The sequence below is a fragment of the Desulfovibrio sp. ZJ369 genome (genome assembly GCF_011039085.1).
GTDB lineage: Bacteria > Desulfobacterota > Desulfovibrionia > Desulfovibrionales > Desulfovibrionaceae > Desulfovibrio.
Map to the genome: position 1 here is coordinate 58,409 of NZ_JAAKEI010000012.1, position 17,770 is coordinate 76,178.

The 17,770-nt window shown below is 62.1% G+C and carries 14 protein-coding genes; 6 read left to right on the forward strand and 8 right to left on the reverse strand.

The annotated features are described in order from the left end of the window. Positions 1-120 precede the first annotated feature (120 nt). The 8 genes from G7Y51_RS06060 to G7Y51_RS06095 form a co-directional block, all read right to left on the reverse strand. Complete coding sequence (locus G7Y51_RS06060; RefSeq protein ID WP_165175609.1) at positions 121-573, reverse strand: GatB/YqeY domain-containing protein; 453 nt, start codon at positions 571-573, stop codon at positions 121-123. Between the two features lie 399 nt (positions 574-972). Further along, on the reverse strand, positions 973-1,176 hold the full coding sequence (rpsU, locus tag G7Y51_RS06065) for a 30S ribosomal protein S21 (protein ID WP_165175584.1): 204 nt from the start codon (positions 1,174-1,176) through the stop codon (positions 973-975). A gap of 471 nt (positions 1,177-1,647) precedes the next feature. Next, positions 1,648-1,947 carry an HU family DNA-binding protein gene (locus G7Y51_RS06070; protein ID WP_277424272.1) on the reverse strand — a complete coding sequence of 100 codons (300 nt, stop codon included), beginning with the start codon at positions 1,945-1,947 and terminating at the stop codon, positions 1,648-1,650. A gap of 78 nt (positions 1,948-2,025) precedes the next feature. Further along, complete coding sequence (gene rsmA / locus G7Y51_RS06075) at positions 2,026-2,856, reverse strand: 16S rRNA (adenine(1518)-N(6)/adenine(1519)-N(6))-dimethyltransferase RsmA (protein WP_165175585.1); 831 nt, start codon at positions 2,854-2,856, stop codon at positions 2,026-2,028. A 10-nt stretch (positions 2,857-2,866) separates the two neighbouring features. Next, positions 2,867-4,909: an elongation factor G gene (gene fusA / locus G7Y51_RS06080; protein ID WP_165175586.1), complete on the reverse strand. Its 2,043-nt coding sequence runs from the start codon at positions 4,907-4,909 to the stop codon at positions 2,867-2,869. Positions 4,910-5,021: 112 nt separating this feature from the next. Then, a complete protein-coding gene (locus tag G7Y51_RS06085) occupies positions 5,022-5,900 on the reverse strand; it encodes a hypothetical protein (RefSeq protein ID WP_165175587.1) in 879 nt (292 codons plus the stop codon). Next, positions 5,897-7,348 (reverse strand): argininosuccinate lyase, encoded by a 1,452-nt coding sequence (gene argH / locus G7Y51_RS06090; RefSeq protein ID WP_165175588.1) that lies wholly within the window; start codon positions 7,346-7,348, stop codon positions 5,897-5,899. The genes G7Y51_RS06085 and argH overlap by 4 nt, the downstream gene beginning before the upstream one ends. A 55-nt stretch (positions 7,349-7,403) precedes the next feature. Continuing rightward, entirely contained in the window at positions 7,404-8,612 is a 1,209-nt protein-coding gene (locus G7Y51_RS06095) for an argininosuccinate synthase (RefSeq protein ID WP_165065150.1), read from the reverse strand. Positions 8,613-8,944: 332 nt separating this feature from the next. On the opposite strand from G7Y51_RS06095, the gene bioF reads away from it, so the two are divergent. The 6 genes from bioF (at position 8,945) to G7Y51_RS06125 (ending at position 17,478) form a co-directional block, all read left to right on the forward strand. After that, positions 8,945-10,951, forward strand: coding sequence for an 8-amino-7-oxononanoate synthase (gene bioF, locus G7Y51_RS06100; RefSeq protein ID WP_165175589.1), 2,007 nt, complete (start codon positions 8,945-8,947; stop codon positions 10,949-10,951). A gap of 170 nt (positions 10,952-11,121) precedes the next feature. Continuing rightward, positions 11,122-14,364, forward strand: a complete 3,243-nt coding sequence (gene carB / locus G7Y51_RS06105) for a carbamoyl-phosphate synthase large subunit (RefSeq protein WP_165175599.1) — start codon at positions 11,122-11,124, stop codon at positions 14,362-14,364. A 3-nt stretch (positions 14,365-14,367) separates the two neighbouring features. Continuing rightward, on the forward strand, positions 14,368-15,498 hold the full coding sequence (carA, locus tag G7Y51_RS06110) for a glutamine-hydrolyzing carbamoyl-phosphate synthase small subunit (protein ID WP_165175601.1): 1,131 nt from the start codon (positions 14,368-14,370) through the stop codon (positions 15,496-15,498). Positions 15,499-15,825: 327 nt separating this feature from the next. Next, on the forward strand, positions 15,826-16,251 hold the full coding sequence (locus G7Y51_RS06115) for a hypothetical protein (RefSeq protein ID WP_165175603.1): 426 nt from the start codon (positions 15,826-15,828) through the stop codon (positions 16,249-16,251). Between the two features lie 58 nt (positions 16,252-16,309). Further along, on the forward strand, positions 16,310-16,552 hold the full coding sequence (locus tag G7Y51_RS06120) for a glycine zipper domain-containing protein (RefSeq protein ID WP_165065135.1): 243 nt from the start codon (positions 16,310-16,312) through the stop codon (positions 16,550-16,552). Positions 16,553-16,698: 146 nt separating this feature from the next. Continuing rightward, on the forward strand, positions 16,699-17,478 hold the full coding sequence (locus tag G7Y51_RS06125; protein WP_165175605.1) for a 4Fe-4S ferredoxin: 780 nt from the start codon (positions 16,699-16,701) through the stop codon (positions 17,476-17,478). Positions 17,479-17,770: the final 292 nt, after the last annotated feature.

Below are 17,770 nucleotides of genomic sequence, written 5' to 3' on the forward strand. Positions count from 1 at the left end.
GCAAGAGAGCATTTCCGGCGCGATCCTTCCCGCAAATGCGTGCAACTCGCGGGTTGCAGGCGCGGGGAATCTGCTCCCGCGCGGCCGTGTTCGAGCCGCGGCGGCAGAGAGCGGAGAATTTCAAGCGAGCCGCTTTTTCACCGCTTCGGAGAGGATTTTGCCATCCACCCGGCCCTTGTAAGCAGCCATGATCGCGGAGATCACCCGGCCCATGTCCCTGGGAGCGGCGGCCTGGAGATCGGCGATGGTTGTCTCGATGATTTCCGCCAATTCCTCGCGGCTGAGGGGCCTGGGCAGGTATTCCTGCAAAATTTTCAGCTCCGCGGCTTCCTTATCGGCCAGATCTGCCCGCCTGGCGGCCGTATACTGCTCGATGGAATCCTGCCGCTGCTTGCTTTCCCTGATGATCACGTCCAGCATTTCCGCGTCGGAAAGCTCGCCGCCCGGGCGTTTGAACTCCACAAGGCGATTTTTGGCCGCGGTTTTCAGCAGCCGCAGCACCGCAAGACGCACGCTGTCTTTAGCCTTGTACGCCTGGATATATTCTTTTTCAATTTGTTCGGATAGGCTCATGGCAATGGGGGGTGAAAGTATGAAGAAAAGCGGAAAATGCGGGAAACCCGTCCGGGTTTCCCGCATGATCACTCCTGGGAGACGAATGCGCGGGGCGTCAGGCGCGCAATTTTCACGGGCAAAGCCGTACCGCGCCTGCCGCTTTGGCGTGAGCCACGCAAAAAAGCGTTTTTCTGCCTTGCTCAGCCTGCCGCCGTGGGCGGCGCGCAACCTCTTGCAAGGTTGCGCCCGGTTTCGCGCGCTGCTCCGCCGGGGATTGGTTCTTTAGTGATTTTTTTTGCCTTCCCGCTTCGTCCCACCGCGCTTTTTCTTCCGAACGCGCGCCAACAGGGAGCGCATTCTTTCCGCACAGTTTATTTTTTTGCGGGAAAGGCAAAACTCCTCACTGGGCCAACAGTCTTAGGCCTGATTCATTTTTCTGATTTTTTTCAGCAGGCGCTTGCGCGCGGCGGCCTTCTTCTTCTTGCGCATAACGCTGGGTTTTTCATAATGCTGGCGTTTTTTCATTTCAGAAAGAATGCCGGCCTTTTCCACCTGCTTTTTAAAGCGGCGCAGCGCAATGTCAAAGTTATAGTCGTCTTCGTTGAGAAAAACTCCGGGCAAAAATATCACCCCCTTCCAAAGCAGCGTTGACTTTTTGGAAAAGTCACAGTCGTCATTCGGCCACAAAACGCTGTTATCGGTGGCCACATGCCTGTACGGCTCCTGCGTCGCCTGCGGGAGCAGCCTCCCTGGCTGACTTCGGCCGCTTTGGCTTGCTCACGCCGCCGGACGTAAAAAGGCGGCTTTGCAGCAGGTGGCGTAATGAGGGCTGACCCTAGCCCAGGGCCGGAAAAAAAGCAAGCCAATTTGCGGCAAGCCCCTGCGCGGCATTGCGGCTGCCGCGCAAACAGGCCGCATGCCCCAAGCGCGCCCGCCGGGAAGAAGCCCGGACGGACCTGGCGGGATCCGCGTTGCCCTGCAAAGCGCAAAGCTTTGCGGGGCGGCGCAGGGCTGAACACTCGCGCAACGGCAAGCCCGGAAGCGGGACTTGCCGTTGTGGAGATTGCGTATATTGGACGGAAAGCCGGAGAATCAGTTAAGCGCGTCCTTGAGCATTTTGCCCGGACGAAATTTGACCATTTTGCAGGCGGGGATGGTCAGGGCCGCGCCGGTGCGCGGGTTGCGCCCCTGGCGGGCTTTGCGGCTTTCCACGGCAAAAGTGCCGAAGCCGGTGAGCGTCAGTTTGGATTCTTTGGTCAGCGTCTCTTCCACGGAAGCCAGAAAAGCATTAAGCGCGCGTTCAGCGGCAGCTTTGGTCAGATTAGCCTTGTCGGCGATTTTTTCAACCAGATCAGCCTTAGTCATCAGCGTATCCTCCTGAAGATTTGCCAAAGGTATTGCGCTTTGGCTCCCCCAAGCCTGTGGTCCAAAACCACTACGCGCAACACCGATATAGTAACGGACAGTAAGTCAACCTCTTTTAGGAAAGCTTGTCAAGGTTTGGGCCAAGAAAGAGGCCAGCCGCTGGAAATCGCGTATGCAGAGAGATTCCGGCCTGAGGCTGGGATCAAGGCCCATGTCTTTCAACCCTGTTTCCAGAACCGGCAGACCGGCCCGGCGGAAAATGCCGCCCAATTGCTTGCGGCGCTGTTGAAAACAGATCCGCAGCAGGCGGGCCAAAGCTTCGGGATGCGCGGGCCGTTGCGCCAAGGGAAGCGGATCAAAGGAAAGCACGGCTGAATCCACCCTGGGCGGCGGCTGGAAAGCGCCCGGACCCACCACAAACTCCAGATGCGGGCGCGCATGACTCTGCACCCAGACGGAAAGCGCGCCGTACTGGCCGTTGCCCGGCGCGGCGGCCAGGCGTTGCCCCACTTCTTTTTGAACCATGAACACGGCTCTGCTCAGCCCCGCGGCCCGGGAGACAATATCCCAGATCAAGGGGGAAGCGACATTGTACGGCAGGTTGCCGACGATTTTCCAGGGCTGATCGGGCTGCATCCGTCGCCAGTCAAAGCAGAGCGCGTCCATCAGCACGGCCTGGGTGCGCGGCCCGGCCAGTCGCCCGCGTTCCCTTGCCCAATGCCGATCTTTTTCCAGCAGGAGCAAACGGCTGTGCGGCAAGGCTTCCAGGGCCCGGGTCAACGCGCCGGGGCCAGGGCCGATTTCCAGAATGCGGTCGTCAGGGCCGGGCAGGAGCAGGGCCGCGATGCGCGCGCAGATTTCTTCCCGGCGCAGAAAGTGCTGGCCCAGGCTTTTTTTGGCAGGCGGCGCGCCTTGCGCCCTGGCGGGAAAAGACATGCCTATTCCCTCAGGGCAGATCAAAGCGGTCAAAGGCCAAGACCAATCCGGCCCGGCCCTGGGTGGCCGAGCGCAGAGACGTGGAAAAGCCGAACAGCCGCCGCAGGGGCGCCGTGCCGCGCAGCAGTTTTTGCCCGCTGTGATCTTCCAGATCCTCGACCTTGCCGCCGCAGCCGTTGAAGAGGCCGATGGCCGGGCCCAGGAATTCGCCGGGCACGTTGATTTCCACCCGCATGATCGGCTCCAGGGCCACGGGCGCAGCTTTGGCCAGGGCTTCGCGCAGGGCCTGCCCGGCGGCCATGTGGCAGCCCGGCGCGGTGGTCAGGCCTTCGTGCCGTTGCACATTGGTCAGCGTCACTGCCACATCCTCCACAGGGTAGCCGCTGAGCTCCCCGCTTTGCAGGCTGTCGCGCACCCCGTCCAGCGCGGCCTGTAACAGCGCCCTGGGCAGTATTTTTTGCGCTTCCGCGGGATTTACGGGCAAAAAATCACCCACTTCCACCAGATTGCCCGCATGGCGCGGGCGGGGGGCCACGCGCAGGGAGACCGCGCCCTGATGCCGTTCCTTGCCCAATTCCTTGTCAAAAACAGCCTCGGCGCAGGCTTCCTTGCGCACGGTCTCGCGCAGCACCACCTGCGGATGGCCGGTGCGCGGGCTTATGCCGTATTCGCGCTTCATGCGTTCCAAAAGCACATCCAGATGCAATTCCCCCATGCCCGACAGCATGCGCGTGCCCGATTCTTCATCCAGGCGCACATGAACGGTGGGGTCTTCTTCCATATAGCGGCCAAGGGCCTCATCCAGAATTTTGCCTTCGTCGGCGTTGCGCGGTTCCAGGGCCAGGGTGAGCACCGGGGCATAAGCGTCGATGGCTTCCAGAGAAAGTTCGCGCCCTCGCGCTGTATACGTTTCGCCGGTATGAGCCGAGCGCAGGCCCACCACGGCGACAATTTCGCCGGCGCAGGCCGTTTCGAGCTGCTCGCGGCGATCCGCATGCAGTTGGAAAATGCGACCCACGCGGTCGTCGGTTTTGCGCAGGGTATTGCGCAGCACATCCCCTTCCCGGATGCTTCCGGCGTACAGGCGCAGAAAGGCCAGTTTGCGGCCGTTTTCCATCAGCACCTTGAAAACCAGCGCCACCGCGGGCGCTTCCGGCTCCGGCGGCACCGGCGATTCCTTGCCCTGCGCGTCAATGCCAATGGGGGGGGGCACATCCAGCGGCGAGGGCAGCCAGTCGCACACCGCGTCCAGCACGGGCTGGATGCCCATATTGCGCAGGGCTGAGCCGCACAGCGCGGGCGTCAGCGCGCGGGAGAGCGTGGCGCGCCGCAAGGCGGCGCGGATGTCCTCCGGCTGATAAACGCCGTTGAGATAACATTCCAGAAAAGCGTCATCGGCTTCGGCCAGCTTTTCCAGCATGGTCTCGCGCCAGGGTGCGGCCAGGGCCGCCTCCTTTGGGCTGAAGGGCGCGCGGCGCACGGTCTGCCCCTGATCCGCGGCGTCAAAGGTCAGGGTCTGCTCATGGATCAGATCCAGCACTCCGGCAAAAGCCTCGCCTTGCCCCAACGGCGCGGTCACGGCCACGGCATTGGCCTGGAGGCGTTGGCGCAGCGCCGCGAGCACGGCCTCATAATCCGCGCCCGTGCGATCCATCTTGTTCACAAAGACGATTTTGGGCACGCCGAAATGTTCCGACTGCCGCCAGACGGTCTCGGATTGCGGCTCCACCCCGCCCACGGCGCAAAAGACGCCCACGGCTCCGTCCAGCACGCGCAGGGAGCGCTCCACCTCAATGGTGAAATCCACATGCCCGGGCGTATCGATCAGATTGATCATCCTGCCCTGCCAGCGGCAGGTGGTGCAGGCAGAAGTAATTGTGATGCCGCGCTCCTGTTCCTCGGGCAGATAATCCATGGTGGCCGCGCCGTCATGCACTTCGCCCATGCGGTGAATCCTGCGGCTGTAGAAAAGCATGCGCTCGGACAGCGTGGTCTTGCCCGCGTCGATATGGGCAATGATGCCGATATTCCGGATGTCGCGGATCTGGGTCATAGTGGCTCCGGCTGAAGGGCGTTTACTGGAGTGGTACGGCTTTTTCAGGGCAGCCGCAAGACCTGAGCGGGCAGGGAGCAGGGCTGACGCATAAAGCGTTTTGCTGATAAAATTAGCTAAACCGCTCTAACGGTCCGAAAGCAAGGCGTGTGACGGTAAAAAAATCCGGCGTCAGGCCGTCATGCAGCCAAAAGCCTTCGCAGCCCGGAGCCAGAGCCAGCGGGCCCGCAAAACTGAAGGGGTCGTGGGGGGAATCGTTGCAATGCGCCCGCGCGGCCTTTTCGTTGCAATACCATGCCGCGGGCCTGGCCGGATGCCGTGCTTGCGGGGCTTGTTGCAGGGCCTCGCCCTGGGCAAAGGCCAGCACGTCCGGATCGAAAGCTTCGGGATTCGGCAGAAGCAGAGTGGGCGGGCAGCGTTCCTCATAACAGGGCAGGCCCATTGTCCGGGCAAGGCGGCTCGTGTCGTCCAGGTCGCCGTTGTGAAGCAGGACCAGACGGCCGGGCCCGTGTTGGCTTTCTTCCTCCAGCAAAGCGCGGAGCGCGGCCGCCTCCAGTGTGAAAATGTCTTCCACGCCGGTGAGCTCCAGACTGACGAGGGCCTCCCGCGAGGGGCAGCCGCCCACGCAAACCGCGGCCACAAGGGGCACGCCGGCCAGAAGCGCCGGCACGCAGGCCGCGGCCAGACGGGCTGCCGCCGCATACGCGGGCGTAAAGGCGATGACCGCCCAAGGCGCGGGAAAAACGGCCGTATGCCGCCAAAACCCAAGATGATTGTCCCTGCGTTCCTGCCGCAGGCTGCCGGGGCTCTGGCCGAAATGCATGTGCGCTAGGGCAAGGCCGGATTTCAGCGCGGCCCTGCATGCCGGCGGCGTGGCCTCATAGGCCTGAGCCGCCAGATCGTCGTCCAGGCGCGCATCTTCGGCCCAGTCAGGCCAGTGGACCGTGTGCGGCGCATCCAGCACAAGTTCAGGCAAATTCCGGCTGCTCATGGCCGTTTGTTGTTCTGCGGGGCTGTTTTTGTCACTGCAGTGGCGCGCGGTTCGGAGCGGTTTGCATATTCCGCCAGCCATTGCCTGAGCTGCTCCACCTGGCGCGCCACGGAACGCGGCCCCGTGCCGCCGGGAGTCTCGCGCCGCCGCACGGCTGCCGCGTAGTCCAGCACGGCGAAAACGTCGTCCTCAACAAGCGGCGTAAGCGCCTGCAATTCCGGCAGGGATAAATCCTCCAGACCCTTGCCCTCGCGCTCGGCGGCGGCCACGGCCTGCCCGGTCAGATGATGGGCCTCGCGGAAGGGCAGCCCTTTGCCCACCAGGTAGTCGGCCAGTTCCGTGGCATTGAGAAAACCCGCCTTGCAGGCGGCGCGCATGCGATCCGTGCGGAAGCAGAGTTCCTCCAGCATGCCCGCCATGAGCTGCAATGAGAAATCCACTGTGCGGTCGGCGTCCAGAAAGGCTTCCTTGTCTTCCTGCATGTCGCGATTGTACGCCAGAGGCAGGCCTTTCATGACCGTGAGCATGGCAGTCAGATCGCCATAGACCCGGCCGGTTTTGCCGCGCATCAGTTCGGCCACGTCCGGATTTTTTTTCTGCGGCATGATCGACGAGCCCGTGGCGTAGCCGTCAGGCAGCCTCACAAAACCAAAGGCCGGATTGGCCCAGAGAATAATCTCCTCGCAGAGCCGTGAAAGATGCATCATAACGGCTGAGGCGCCGAACAGGGCTTCCAGCACAAAATCCCGGTCTGATACGGCGTCCATGGAGTTGCCGTAAATCTCCGTGAAGCCCACCTCGCGGGCCACGCTCTCTGGGTCCAGGGGGTATGTGGTCCCGGCCAGGGCAGCCGCGCCCAGAGGCGAAATGCGGGTACGCCTGAGCGCATCGTCAAGTCGCTGCACGTCGCGGCGGAACATCCAGGCGTAAGCCAGCAGATGCTGGGCAAGGCTCACGGGCTGGGCGGGCTGCAAATGCGTGCAGCCCGGCAAAATATCCGCCTGATGCTCCGCGGCGCGCCCGACCAGCACGGCACAGAGCGCGGCTGCGTGTTTTTGCCAGATCTTCAGCCTGTCCGCCACAAACAGGCGGAAGCTCAAGCCCACCTGATCGTTGCGGCTGCGGCCGGTATGCAGTTTTTTGCCCACCTCGCCGGTCAGTTCGGTGAGTCGGGCCTCAATGTTCATGTGCACGTCTTCCAGCTCAGGCTTCCAGAGAAAAACGCCGGACTCGATTTCGGAGCGCACCTTGTCCAGACCGTCCACCAGGATTTCCGCCTCCGCGGGCGTGATCACGCCCTGACGGCCCAGCATCCGGGCATGGGCCTGTGATCCGCGTATATCCTGGGCGTAAAGCGCGCGGTCATAGGATTGGGAATCCGTGTACCGGGCCACAGCCTGTCTGGGGCCTTCGGCGAAACGGCCGCCCCAGCTTTGATTTTTGCTCATGACTCGCCTTTCTGGAGTAGAGTGGCTTTGCAATGCGGCGCATTGCAAAGTTTCCTTATTTTCCCGCAGCCTGTGTTTTGATCGCCGAGTAAAGGCGCAGGCGCAGGCTGTTCAGGCGGATAAAGCCCGCCGCGTCCTTGTGGTCGTAATCGCCGCCCTCGAACGTGGCCAGATCCTCGGAGAAGAGCGAATGGGGCGACGTGCGGGCCAGGGGCCAGACCCCGCCCTTGTAGAGCTTGGCGCGCACGGAGCCTGTGACAGTCTCCTGGGATTTGTCCATGAAAGCTTGCATGGCTTCGCGCTCGGGCGAATACCAGAAACCATTGTACACGCACTGGGAGTAGCGCACGGCCAGCATGTCGCGGATGCCGAGCAGTTCGCGATCCATGCAGATGCCTTCCAGATCGCGGTGCAGCTTGTAGAGCAGCGTACCTGCCGGGTTTTCATACACGCCCCGGCATTTCATGCCCACAAAGCGGTTTTCCACCATGTCGTCGCGGCCGATGCCGTTGCGCCCGGCCATCTCGCTCAGGGTTTTGACTATGGCGTAGGGCGAGAGGCGTTGGCCGTTGACGGCCACGGGATTGCCGCGTTCAAAGTCCACAGTGACGATTTCCGGCGTGTCCGGGGCCTGTTCCACAGGCACGCAACGCTGGTGGCAGGATTCGTGCGGCTCATTGCCGGGATCTTCCAGCTCGCTGCCCTCAAAGCTGGTATGCAGCATGTTGGCGTCCATGCTGTAGCGTTTGGCCGCGCTGGAAATGAAAATGCCGTGCTTTTCGGCAAAGGCGGTCAATGCGGTGCGGGACATGAGATCCCACTCGCGCCAGGGCGCAATGACCGTAAGATCGGGAGCCAGGGCGTTGACCGCAAACTCGAAGCGCACCTGATCGTTGCCCTTGCCTGTTGCGCCGTGGGCCACGGCGTCCGCGCCCTCCCTGCGGGCCACGTCCACCAGAGCCTTGGCGATCAGCGGCCGGGCAATGGAGGTTCCCAGCAGATAGCGCCCTTCGTACCGGGCGGCCCCGCGCATCATGGGAAAGACGAAATCGCGGGCCATTTCCTCGCGCAAGTCCAGCACACAGGCCTTGGTTGCGCCGGTTTTCAGAGCCTTTTCCTCCACCCCGGAAAGATCCTCGGGCTGGCCCAGATCCGCAGTGACGGCAATCACTTCGCACTGATAGGTCGTGATCAGCCATTTGAGGATCACGGAGGTATCCAGACCGCCGGAATACGCGAGCACAACTTTTTTGATCTTCTGCATTCGTACGAGCCCCCCTTGTGGATTCGGGGCAAGAGTATTGCCCAAAAAGCGCCGGGGCGCAAGTCAGGGGGCCGCCAGGCGCGCCGCGAGGCCGAAAGATTCCGGCACGCTTTTCTTTCTCAGGGGCCGTGATTTTTACTTGTCAGATGGAAAGGATGCGATTAGTCCTTGCCCTGGCGTGCCCGCGCTTGCCCTGCTTTTTCCAGGGCGGCCAAGGCCTTGCGGATTTTCGGCAGGATTTTTCTGCGCACGGCAATGAGCCCTGACCGCCTGGCCCGGCATGGCGGGAAAAAGCGGAGGCGGCCAAAGGAAGATGGCAGCGAGGATGAGACATGCCCTTGTTCAGCATTAAAATGCGCGCCAGCCGGCTCGCGCACGGCAGGGAAGAGCATATTTCAGGCGCGGAACGCATTGCCGGAGCCGAGGCCATGCCCGCTCTGGCGCAGGCCCTGGTGGCCCGCGCCCAGGGGCACGCGAAAGGGCGTCCCGACCGCATTCATCTCAAGGTGGAGGCCGTGCCTGAATCCGCCTGCCTGCGTTTGCAGAGCCTGCCTGTGCGCGCCCTGGCCTGCGCGGATGCCGCTGAAGGTCTGCGGCTGGCCGCGGGCCTGCTTGCCCGGGCGGGCGTGCCCGCGCCCGAGGCCGTGATTGCTCTGTTGCAGGAGGCCGGAAATTTGCGCGGCGCCATGCTGCTGGACGCGGACAGCCTGGAACGGCTGGAGCCCGACACCATGCGCGGCATCCGCGCCACCTGTATGGATGCGGCCGATCCCGCGCCTTTTTCCGCCTGCTCCGGCGCCGGGGCGAAGAGCCACTATCGGGAAGCCATGGTGCTGGCCGCCAAGGTGGCCCACGCGCCCCATATCCTGGCAGAGATCTGCATCTCCGACGATCCGGACTATGTGACGGGCTATGTGGCTTCCCGCGCGCTGGGTTATGTGCGTATCGCAAGGATGAAGGAGCCGGGTTCGCCACAAGGCGGCCGTATTTTCCTGTACAGGGGCCCCCGGCGGGATCTGGCCGCCACCCTGGATTTTATTGAGCGCCAGCCCGTGCTGGTGGAGAACATACCGGACGCGCCGGGCTTCAACGCGGACGCGGACGCGGCGTCAGGTTCGTTTTTTTCGCAGCCGGCGGCGTTGGCGCCGGGCACTGCGGCCCGCGCAGCGGCCCGCGCGGACAAATGGGATTTTCTGGACGAGCGTCTGGACCGTCTGGACGCGCAAGGCCTGCGCCGTCATATCCGGGAAATGTCCTCCGCGCCCGGAGCGGTGGTGCGCTGCCGGGGCAAGGATCTGCTTCTGCTGGCTTCCAACGACTACCTGGGCCTGGCCGGCGACCCGCGGGTCAAGGCCTGCGCCGCCGAAGCCCTGGCCGCTTATGGCGCGGGCAGCGGGGGCTCCCGTCTGACGACAGGCGGTCTGGAACTGCACGGCAGGCTGGAGCGGCGTCTGGCGGCCTTCAAGCAGGCGCAGGCAGCGTTGCTGTTCAACACCGGCTACATGGCCAACGTGGGCGTGATTACCGCGCTGTGCCGCAAGGAGTGGGTGATCTTCAGTGACGAGCTGAATCACGCCAGCATCATTGACGGCTGCCGCCAGAGCAGGGCGCAGATCGTTGTGTATCGGCATAACGACATGGAGGATCTGGAAGCAAAGGCCCGTCAGCACGCGGGACGCCAGGGCCTGATCGTCAGCGATGCGGTGTTCAGCATGGACGGCGACGTGGTTTGCCTGCCTGAACTGTTGCGCATTGCGGATCGCTGCAATTTCCTCTCCATGATCGACGAGGCGCACGCCACCGGCGTTCTGGGGGCCACGGGGCGCGGCGCGGCGGAGTATTTCGGCCTTGAGCGCGCGCCGGATATTACGGTGGGAACCCTGAGCAAGGCCCTGGGCAGCGAGGGGGGCTACGTCTGCGGCAACGCGCGGCTCATCGAATACCTGAAAAACAGCGCGCGCAGTTTTATTTTTTCCACGGCCTTGTCCGCCGCGCCCGTGGCGGCCGCGCTCAAGGCCCTGGAAATTCTGCTCCGGGAGCCGGAACGCGTGCGCCGTTTACGGGAAAACACGGCATTTTTCTGCGCCCGCCTGCGCGAACAGGGCCTTGCGGCTCATTCGGACAGCGCCATCGTGCCCCTGCGCATCGGAGAGGAAAAAGCGGCCCTGGCCGCGGCGCAAAGCCTGTTCGGGGCCGGATATTATCTCTCGGCCATCCGCTATCCCTCGGTGGCCAGAGGCAGCGCCCGGCTGCGGGCCACGTTGCGCAGCGATCACAGCCAGCAGGATCTGGCTGAAGCCGCCCGGCAGGTGGGGCTGGCCCTGAGGTCGGCGCGTTAGAGCCTTTAGCCGGTTTCATCAGCAAAACACTCTACGGCTCGCTCCGGCCCGGCGTATGCAGGAAAACGCTTGACCGGCAAGGCCGCCACAGCGTAGAAACAATCGTTTTGAGCAACACGGCGCGGCCGTGCATTTTCTTCACGACTCTCCAAAATCCGCAGGAATGCCCCATGCCCAAGCGTACGGATTTACACAAAATTCTGGTTATCGGCGCGGGCCCCATCATCATCGGCCAGGGCTGCGAGTTCGACTACTCCGGCTCTCAGGCCGTCAAGGCCCTCAAGGAAGAAGGCTACGAGGTGGTGCTGGTCAACTCCAATCCGGCCACCATCATGACCGATCCGCAGATGGCCGACGCCACCTATGTGGAACCCATCGAGCAGGACACTCTGACGGCCATTATCCGCAAAGAGCGGCCCGACGCCCTGCTGCCCACCCTGGGCGGTCAGACCGCTTTGAACGCCGCTCTTGGTCTGGCCAAGAGCGGCGTTTTGGCGGAATACGGGGTGGAACTGATCGGCGCCAGGGCGGAGGTCATTGAAAAGGCCGAGAGCCGGGAGCTTTTCCGCGAGGCCATGGAAAACATCGGCCTGCAAATGCCTGCCAGCGGCATTGCCCACAATCTGGACGAGGTGCGCCACCTGGGCAACGTGCTGCCTTTTCCGCTGATCGTGCGCCCGGCTTTCACCCTGGGCGGCACGGGCGGCGGCGTGGCCTACAATCTGGCGGATCTGGAGGAAGTGGCAGCGCGCGGCCTGTCGGCCAGCCCCGCCTCGGAAGTGATGATCGAGCAGAGCGTGCTGGGCTGGAAGGAAATCGAGATGGAGGTCATGCGCGATCAGAAGGACAATTGCGTGATCATCTGCTCCATTGAGAACTTCGACCCCATGGGCGTGCATACCGGCGACTCGATCACCGTGGCCCCGGTCCAGACCCTCTCGGACATGGAATACCAGAAGATCCGCGACGCTTCCATTGCCATCATGCGCGAAATCGGGGTGGAAACCGGCGGCAGCAATGTGCAGTTCGGCATGAACCCGAAAAACGGCGACATTGTGGTCATTGAGATGAATCCGCGCGTCTCGCGCTCCTCGGCCCTGGCCTCCAAGGCCACGGGCTTTCCCATTGCCAAAATCGCGGCCAAGCTGGCCGTGGGCTATACCCTGGACGAGCTGCGCAACGACATCACCCGCGAGACTGTAGCCAGCTTTGAGCCGGCCATTGATTATTGCGTGGTCAAGATCCCGCGCTTCACCTTTGAGAAATTCCCTGGCGCCAGGGATGAGCTGACCACTTCCATGAAGAGCGTGGGCGAGGCCATGAGCATCGGCCGCACGTTCAAGGAAGCCCTGCAAAAGGGCCTGCGCTCCATGGAAATCGGCGCGCCCGGCCTGGGGTACCGCTTCCGGGAGGAGCCGCCCTCGCGCGAGGCTATTCTGGAGGCCCTGCACCGGCCCAATTCGCGCCGCATCTTTGCCTTGCGTCAGGCCCTGGCGACGGGCATCAGTGAAGAAGAGATTTTTGCGGCTTCGGCCATTGATCCCTGGTTCATCCGCCAGGTGCGGGACATTGTGGATATGGAGACCCGCATCCGCGACTTCGGCCAGGCCAACGACATGACCCCGGCCAACGCGGATCTGGCCGTTGTGCTGCGCGAGGCCAAGGAATACGGCTTCTCGGACCGGCAACTGGCCGAGATGTGGAAGCGCCCGGAGGGCGACATCCGCCGCCTGCGCCGGGAAATGGACATCGTGCCCACCTATTATCTGGTGGATACCTGCGCGGCGGAATTTGAGGCCTATACTCCCTATTTTTACTCCACCTATGAACGCGGCGACGAACTCAAGGTGCAGGACTGCCGCAAGGTGCTGATCCTGGGCGGCGGGCCCAATCGCATCGGCCAGGGCATCGAGTTCGACTACTGCTGCTGCCACGCCTCCTTCGCGCTGCGCGACGCCGGGATCATGGCGATCATGGTCAATTCCAACCCGGAAACCGTGTCCACGGACTATGACACCTCGGATCGGCTCTACTTCGAGCCCCTGACCTTTGAGGACGTCATGAATATTGTGGAAAAGGAAAAGCCCGATGGCGTCATCGTGCAGTTCGGCGGCCAGACCCCGCTCAATCTGGCCGTGCCTCTGATGCGCGCGGGCGTGCCCATTCTGGGCACTTCGCCGGACGCCATTGACCGCGCCGAGGACCGCGAGCGTTTTCAGGCCCTGATCCAAAAGCTGGGCCTGTTGCAGCCGCCCAACGGCACGGCCGGGGATCTGAAAGAAGCCCTGGAAGTGGCCGAGAGCATCACCTACCCCGTGGTGGTGCGTCCCAGCTATGTGCTGGGCGGCCGGGCCATGGCCGTAGTCTATGACGCCTCGGAGCTGACCGACTACTTCCGCGAGCAGGTGCCGGAAAAGCCGGAACATCCCATCTTGATCGACAAGTTTCTGGAACATGCCGTGGAAGTGGACGTGGACGCCCTCTCGGACGGCGAGGAAGTCTATGTGGCCGGGATCATGGAGCACATTGAGGAGGCGGGCATCCATTCCGGCGACTCGGCCTGCGTGCTGCCGTCCTTCTCGCTCTCCTACGATCATGTGGCCCTGATCGCGGGGCAGGCCGAAGCTCTGGCCCGCGAGCTGCGAGTCGTGGGCCTTATGAATATCCAGTTCGCGATCAAGGGCGACGACATTTACATTCTGGAAGTCAATCCGCGCGCCTCGCGCACCGCGCCCTTTGTCTCCAAGGCCACGGGCGTGCCCCTGCCGTATCTGGCCACCCAGGTCATGCTGGGCAAGAGCCTGGACGAGCTGGATCCCTGGAGCATGCGCAAGGGCGGCTTTGTCTGCGTGAAGGAAGCGGTCATGCCGTTTCATCGTTTTCCGGGCGTGGATGTCATCCTGGGGCCGGAAATGCATTCCACCGGCGAAGTCATGGGCATGGGCTCCGATTTCGGCGAGGCCTTTCTCAAAAGCCAGTTGGGCGCGGGCCAGGTCCTGCCTCAGGCGGGCAAGATCTTTCTTTCGGTCAATGACCGGGACAAGCCTTTCCTGCCCGAAGTGGCGTCCATGTTCGCCAAACTGGGCTTCGAGCTTCTGGCTACGCGCGGCACGGCCGCCGTGTTGCGCAAGCACGGCCTCAAGGTGGAGGAAGTGCGCAAGGTCTATGAGGGGCGGCCCAATATCGTGGATCTGCTGATCAATCATGAGGTGGCCCTGGTCATCAACACGGCCTCTGGCAAGCCCACGGCCAGGGATTCCAAGGCCATCCGTCGCGCGGCCCTGACCTACAAGACGCCGTACTGCACCACCATCGCCGCCGCCAGGGCCACGGCCAGAGCCATCGGCTCGCGCCGGGACGAAATTCATGTGGAAACATTGCAGGAATACTACGCGCGGGAAGCGCGGGGGTAGTTTATGAAAGCATTGCTGGTGCTGGAAGACGGTTTCACGCTGGAAGGCAAATCCTTTACCGGCGAGTTTGAAACCGGCGGGGAAGTGATTTTTACCACGGGCATGACCGGCTATCAGGAAGTGCTCACCGATCCTTCCTACTACGGGCAGATGGTCTGCATGACCTATCCGCTCATCGGCAATTACGGGATTTGCCGCGAGGATATGGAGTCCGCCGGGGTGCATGCCGCGGCCCTGCTGGTCAAGGAGTGCTGCAAAAAGCCCTCCAACTGGCGGGCAACCATGTCCCTGCCCGCTTTTCTGAAGCGCCACGAGAAGCCGGGCATGGAAGGGCTGGATACCCGCGCCCTGACCCGCCATTTGCGCATCAACGGCGCCATGCGCGGCGTTATTTCCACACGGGAGCTCGATCCGCGCGCGCTGCGCGAGAAGGCTCTGGCCCTGCCCACCATGCAGGGCCGGAACCTGGTGCCTTTTGTGGCGGCCAGGGAGCCGTACGCCTGGTATGAGAACGCCCCGCAAAAGGCCGGTTTCAGCGCTGACGGCGCGTATGCCTGGAGGGGGACGGGGCTGCGCCTGCTGGTCTATGATTTCGGCATCAAGTGGAATATTTTGCGGCGCTTGTGCGAGGCGGGCTTTGAGCCGCTGGCCGTGCCGCCGGACTTCAGCGTGCAGATGGCCAGGGCCAGCGGCGCGCAGGGCGTTTTTCTCTCCAACGGGCCCGGCGATCCGGCCACACTGACCAGGGAGATCGCTCTGGTGCGGGAGTTGATTCAGGCATTCCCGGTCACGGGCATCTGCCTCGGGCATCAGCTCATCGGCCACGCCCTGGGCGCTCGCACGGAAAAGCTCAAGTTCGGGCATCACGGCTGCAATCATCCGGTCAAGGATCTGACCACCGGACGCATTGAAATCTCTTCCCAGAATCACGGCTTTCATGTGGTGCTGGAGGAAACGCCCGATGTGGAGGCCACCCATGTCAATCTTAATGATCATACCCTGGAGGGCTTGCGCCACAAGCGCCTGCCAGTCATGAGCCTTCAGTACCACCCTGAAGCCGCGGCAGGCCCGCGAGACGGCGACTATCTCTTTACCCGCTTTCGGGAAACGATCGCCAGGGCCGCGCGCATCTGAGGCTCACGGCGGGAAATGTCTTGATATGGCCTCGTTTTTGAGGATATACTGAGGCTCAGGGCAAGTCGCCAAAGCCCCCTCCGCAAACATTGAGAGCCTGGGCTTGCAGCGAATGTCTTGTTTTCAAAGCTTCATCCGTAGCTTCCTTCGTCGCAACGGCTGAAGCCCGGACGCGAAATGATGGCAGCGCCGCTTTTGAAATTGAATAATTTCAAAAGCAAAATGCTCTAATGGCCGGCCCGGCATGCCTTTGCCTCCTGGTTTCGGCTGGCAGAATGGCGTGATAAAAGGCAGGGCCGCCATGACCTCAACATTAAGGAGCTTCCAGTGAAAAAGTCAGTTTTGAGCCTTGGCCTGGCTCTGGTTCTGGCCTTGGCCGGCATCAGCGTTCAGGCTGCGGAAAAGGGCCATCCACAGGGCAATCCCGTGGATCAGTTTACCGGCAAAGTCTGGGTAGAAACCAGCGAGTCCAACAAGACCGCGTATCTTTTCGGGGTAGAGTCGGCCATCACTGTCGAATATTTCGTCAATACGCAAATCACGGAAAAGGCCGCCAAGGCCGGCAAACGCCCTGTATACTGCGTCTCCCCTTTTGAAAGAGGCTGGATGAAGGCCTTTAAGAACGTCAGCCGCGCGGAAATCGTCAAGATGGTGGACAACTGGTATAAGGCCAACCCCCAAAATCTTGACCGGCCGGTCATGAGCGTCATTTGGTATGAGTTGATCATGCCGCGGCTGGCTGCCGCGAAGTAGGCATTGTCGTTGTCTTGCAGATCCGGCGAAAGCCCGTGATTTTTTCAGGAGAAAAGCCATGAAGAAAGTTTTGATTGCAGGCCTGTTGGCCGTCATGTTTGCCGGCGGCATGGGATGCACCAATATGAGCCGCACGCAGCAGGGCGTTGCCAGCGGCGCGGCCCTGGGCGCTTTGGGCGGGGCCGGTATTGCCGCCATTTCCGGCGGATATGCCGGTTGGGGCGCGCTGGCCGGCGCAGGCGTCGGCGCGCTGGCCGGCGGCATTATCGGCAACCAGCAGGATAAAAATTACCACTGGTAAGCTTGAGGCGCGTGTGTACTCCCGGCACAGACGCAGAATATGGCCGGGTAAAAATCGCAACGGGCCGGATTTTCCGGCCCGTTTGCCCTTTTCCGGCGTCTGTCCCCACAGCTTCGGTCAGGGGCAGGCATTTTCAGGAGAAAATCATGACTCGCACAATCCGCACGCTTTTTTTCAGCCCCACGCACAGCAGCAGAAAAATCGCCCTGGCCATTGCCGACACGCTGGCCGCGGCCCTGGGGGCCAAAAAGGAAGTTCAAGATGTGACGCTGCCTGAGGGCAGAGTGCCGAGCAAGCCCTGTGGGCCTGACGACGCGCTGGTGCTGGCTTTTCCGGTGTACGGCGGAAGAGTGCCGCAAGTCCTGGAAGCTCTTTTGGCTGATCTTGAAGGCCAGGGAGCATACGCGGTCGTGGTCGCGGTTTACGGCAACCGCCATTACGACGACGCGCTGCTGGAAGCAAGGGATCTGCTCACGCGGTGCGGCTTCAAAGTCATTGCAGCCGCGGCTTTTATTGCTGAACACTCTCTCACGCCCAAGGTGGGAACCGGCCGCCCTGACGATGCTGACATGCAGCGCGTGGCTGACTTTGCCCGCGCCGCTGCCGAGAAGATTGCCGGGGGCAATCCCGCGCCAGTCACGGTGAAAGGGCAACGGCCCTACAAGGAGCGAGGCCCGGCCGCGCCCGTGAGTCCCAAAACCGGCGAGGGCTGTACCGAGTGCATGATCTGCGTTGCGAGCTGTCCCATGGGCGTGATCAGCGCCCACAATCCCCGTCTGGTGAGCCGGGGCTGCATCTGTTGCTTTGCCTGCGTTAAATCCTGCCCTGAAGGGAGCAAGTATTTTGACGATGAAAGAATCGCGCAAATCCGGGCCATGCTCGAAAGCAAGTGCGGGGCGCGCAAGGAGCCGGAGCTTTTTCTTTAGAGCAGATTACCTTTGACTTTTTATGAAAGTCAAAGGTGGCATTCAGGCGAAAAACGCGGTTTTCGCCTGAATGTACGCCGCGTTGCGGCGGCTGCCGCTTTCGCGTCAGCAGAGCATTTTCAAAGAAAAAACGCTCTAGAGCATTTTAACTTTAATTTTTCACATAAAAAATCTAAACTTGTTCTATGAAGTTCGCTCCTGAAAATATTCGTACTATCGTCGTGAAGGCTTACCTGGCAAAACAGGCCACTAGACAGCAGTTGGCTGATATCTTTGGTTATACGCCTGCAAG